Here is a 3,553-nt window from a genome sequence, read left to right on the forward strand (position 1 = left end):
ACCGAAAAAATAAACAATGTTAAGCAGTTAATTCAATGTTTTTATCTTTTATTAATCGGGTGGCTTTTTTTAATATATAAAGTATTGACAGTGGTATTAGGAGCGAAAATATATTATTAAATTCCTGGTTAATGCCGTCCGCTATTAATGGAAAGGCGATAGTAATTGCTGATTTAATGAGCATTACAGCAAAAAAACTAAGGCCCAGTAATCTAAAAGGTCGCGAAATGCAACTGCTTTTGACCTTGAAAAATTGAACCACGAGGTAGATATACGCCACTAAAGTTAAAATGCCCAAAGTTGGGGTCAGGCCGTAACTTAATACCTTTCCAGGCCATTCGGTGGCTATAAATCTTAGAATATCTATACAGATTAACATAGTTACAGCTGTTGATATCTCTGTTTTTTCTCCGAAAAACATCAAAATACTGATCAAATAGAATATTAGTAAAACATATAGAGCCTCCATAAAAATAGAATAGGCATAATAAATTGTGTTGGAGGCGGCAACCTGGCTGATTTTTAGATAGAACTCAGCTATCGATAAAACTATATAGACAATTGTTGCTGTGAAAATCAGTTGATTGGTTTTTAGGTTAACTTTTAACATATAAGAATTGGATTATTAAAGCTAATCATTAATCCCGAAAAACCAAAAAGCCCGAAATCCTAAAATTCCGGGCTTAAAAAACCTTTTAGCTTTCGCCTTTAACCTTTCAACTTCTACTCAAAATATTCCTTCATCCGCTCAAAGAATGATTTCTCATTTTTGCCGGGGTTGGGTTTAAAGTTGGGTGAGTTTTGCAGTTTCTCCAGTACCTCGCGCTCTTCGCGGCTCACTACTTTTGGTGTCCATATGTTGATATGAACCAATTGATCGCCGCGGTGGTAAGAGTTAACTTCGGGCACGCCTTTGCTTTTCAGGCGCAGTATTTTACCGCCCTGGGTACCGGGGTCTATTTTTATTTTTACTTTTCCGTCAATGGTGGGCACTTCAACGCTGGTACCTAAGGTAGCATCCACAAAATTGATGTGCAGGTCGTAAATCACGTTGTTACCATCGCGTTTTAACGTTTCATGCGGGATCTCTTCAATCAGGATAATCAGGTCGCCTGGCATGCCGCCACGGGGTGCCGCGTTACCTTTGCCGCTCATGCTCAACTGCATGCCTTCGCTTACACCGGCAGGAATATTGATGCTGATAGTTTCTTCGCCACGTACCACGCCGTCACCATGACAAACGGTACATTTTGACAGTATAGTTGAGCCTTCGCCGTTACAGGTAGGGCAGGTGCTGGTAGTTTGCATCTGGCCCAAAATAGTATTGGTTACCCTGCGTACCGCGCCGGAACCGCCGCAGGTTTTACAGGTTTGGAAGGATGATTTATCCTTTGCACCGGTGCCCTCACAGGTTTTACAAACAATCTGTTTGTTAACTTTTATCTTCTTTTCGGCGCCGTTGGCAATTTCTTCCAACGTTAGCCTTACTTTAATGCGCAGGTTGCTGCCACGCGCCACCCTGCGGCCTCCCTGGCTGCCGCCTTGCCGGCCACCGCCAAAAAAACCTTCAAACGGGCTGCCGCCGCCAAAAATATCGCCGAACTGGCTGAATATGTCATCCATATTCATGCCACCACCGCCGCCATATCCGCCACCATTGGCAGAATGCGCGTTGGCTGCATGACCAAACTGGTCGTACCGCTGGCGTTTTTCGGGATTACTTAATACTTCGTATGCTTCAGCAGCTTCCTTAAACTTTTCTTCAGCGGCTTTGTCTCCCTGGTTTTTATCAGGGTGAAATTTGATAGCCATCTTCCGGTAAGCTTTCTTAATTTCATCAGCATCTGCCCCCTTCGCTACACCAAGCACATCGTAGTAATCTCTTTTAGACATATCTTTTTTTATTTCGGATTTCGGAATTTCGATTTCGGAATTTGAATTTTTTTAATTTTGATTTTTAGGATAGGACATTTAATTGGAATTTAATAAATCCGAAATTGAACATCCGAAATCCGAAATCAATTACGCGCCTACTATTACTTTTGCAAAACGAACCACCTTATCATTTAAATAATAGCCTTTTTCCATCTCGTCGATCACTTTTCCTTTCCAATCTTCGGTAGGAGCCGGGATATTGGTGATGGCTTCGTGCAATTCAGGGTCAAACGGATTTCCGATGGACTCCATGGCTTTTAACCCTTTTTGAGTAAGCGTGTTCTTTAATTTATTTTGGATCAGGTTAACCCCTTCCTTAACAGGGGCAACATCTGCTGCGCTTTCCATTGACCTTAAGGCACGGTCAAAATCATCCAGTACCGGCAGAAGGGAAACGATCACATCTTTGCCTTCCATTTTCCTGGCATCTTCGCGTTCTTTGATGGTACGCCTCCTGAAATTATCAAATTCAGCATATAAACGCAAATACCTGTCATTTGCTGTTGCCAGTTCTTCTTTCAAAACATCTGCCGCTGTTGGCATATTTTCAATTTCTTCTGTCTCAGGAATGACAGCCTGACCGTTTTCGTTATTTGCATTATTAAACCCTTCCGGATTTTCTATATCTTCTTTCTTTTTTTTCTTTAGCATATCATTAATATTCATAGCTCATAGTGCCAATCAAGTATCCTGCCATTCACTCAAAGGCGACATCGTGTCAGTACTATTGATTTTTAAGGGTAAATAATGACACTTTTTGAGGTCATTTGGTCATTAAAGAGTGGTATGACTACGATTGTCCCATACTAAATCCGAAATCGACAATCCGAATTCCGAAATCAGACTATCTTGGCGTCTTCCAAAACTTTCCCGTTTTCGCATTTAATAATTCGCGAAGGGAAGGTGCGGATGATATGATAATCGTGTGTAGCAACAATAACGGCAGTGCCTGACTGGCTGATCTGTTTCAGCAGCAGCACTATTTCTTCAGAGGTATCAGGGTCAAGGTTACCGGTTGGTTCATCTGCCAGGATAATTTCGGGGTCATTAAGCAATGCGCGGGCAATCACCACCCGCTGCTGCTCTCCGCCTGAAAGCTCATGCGGCATTTTTTTTAATTTAGACCGAAGGCCTACTTTTTCGAGTACATCCAGCGCCTTGTCGGCAATTAATTTTTTATCGGTCCAGCCTGTGGCACGCATTACAAATTGAAGGTTATCCTCAACAGAACGGTCCGTTAATAACTGGAAATCCTGGAAAACGATGCCCAGTTTACGGCGAAGGAAGGGAATATCTTTTGATTTGATATGATTGAGATCGTACCCGCAGGCGATGCCATCGCCGGTGGAAATTGCAAGATCGCCATAAATAACTTTCAATAAACTGCTTTTTCCGGAACCTGTTTGCCCGATCAGCCAAACAAAATCACCTTTGTCTATGTGAAGATTAACATTATTAAGCACCAGGTTCTTTTGCTGGTAAATGTCGACACCTCTAAGGTTTATAATAGTGTTTGTGGTCATACTGTGGTTCATTAGTTAATGAAAGGAGTTGATGGTTCATAGATCATAGTTCATAGTCGAAATTAGCTTTTCCCCCCATGAACCATCAACTATGA

General features: G+C 41.9%; 4 protein-coding genes. All 4 read right to left on the reverse strand.

Going from position 1 to position 3,553, the window contains the following annotated elements:
- Positions 1-19: 19 nt before the first annotated feature.
- Positions 20-610 carry a hypothetical protein gene (locus QZY09_RS16095; protein WP_295674014.1) on the reverse strand — a complete coding sequence of 197 codons (591 nt, stop codon included), beginning with the start codon at positions 608-610 and terminating at the stop codon, positions 20-22.
- Between the two features lie 113 nt (positions 611-723).
- Positions 724-1,893 (reverse strand): molecular chaperone DnaJ, encoded by a 1,170-nt coding sequence (gene dnaJ / locus QZY09_RS16100; protein WP_295674015.1) that lies wholly within the window; start codon positions 1,891-1,893, stop codon positions 724-726.
- Positions 1,894-2,022: 129 nt separating this feature from the next.
- On the reverse strand, positions 2,023-2,586 hold the full coding sequence (locus QZY09_RS16105; protein ID WP_295674016.1) for a nucleotide exchange factor GrpE: 564 nt from the start codon (positions 2,584-2,586) through the stop codon (positions 2,023-2,025).
- Between the two features lie 188 nt (positions 2,587-2,774).
- Positions 2,775-3,458 carry a cell division ATP-binding protein FtsE gene (locus tag QZY09_RS16110; RefSeq protein ID WP_295674017.1) on the reverse strand — a complete coding sequence of 228 codons (684 nt, stop codon included), beginning with the start codon at positions 3,456-3,458 and terminating at the stop codon, positions 2,775-2,777.
- Positions 3,459-3,553 lie beyond the last annotated feature (95 nt).

Source organism: uncultured Mucilaginibacter sp., from assembly GCF_903913935.1.
Classification (GTDB): Bacteria; Bacteroidota; Bacteroidia; order Sphingobacteriales; family Sphingobacteriaceae; genus Mucilaginibacter.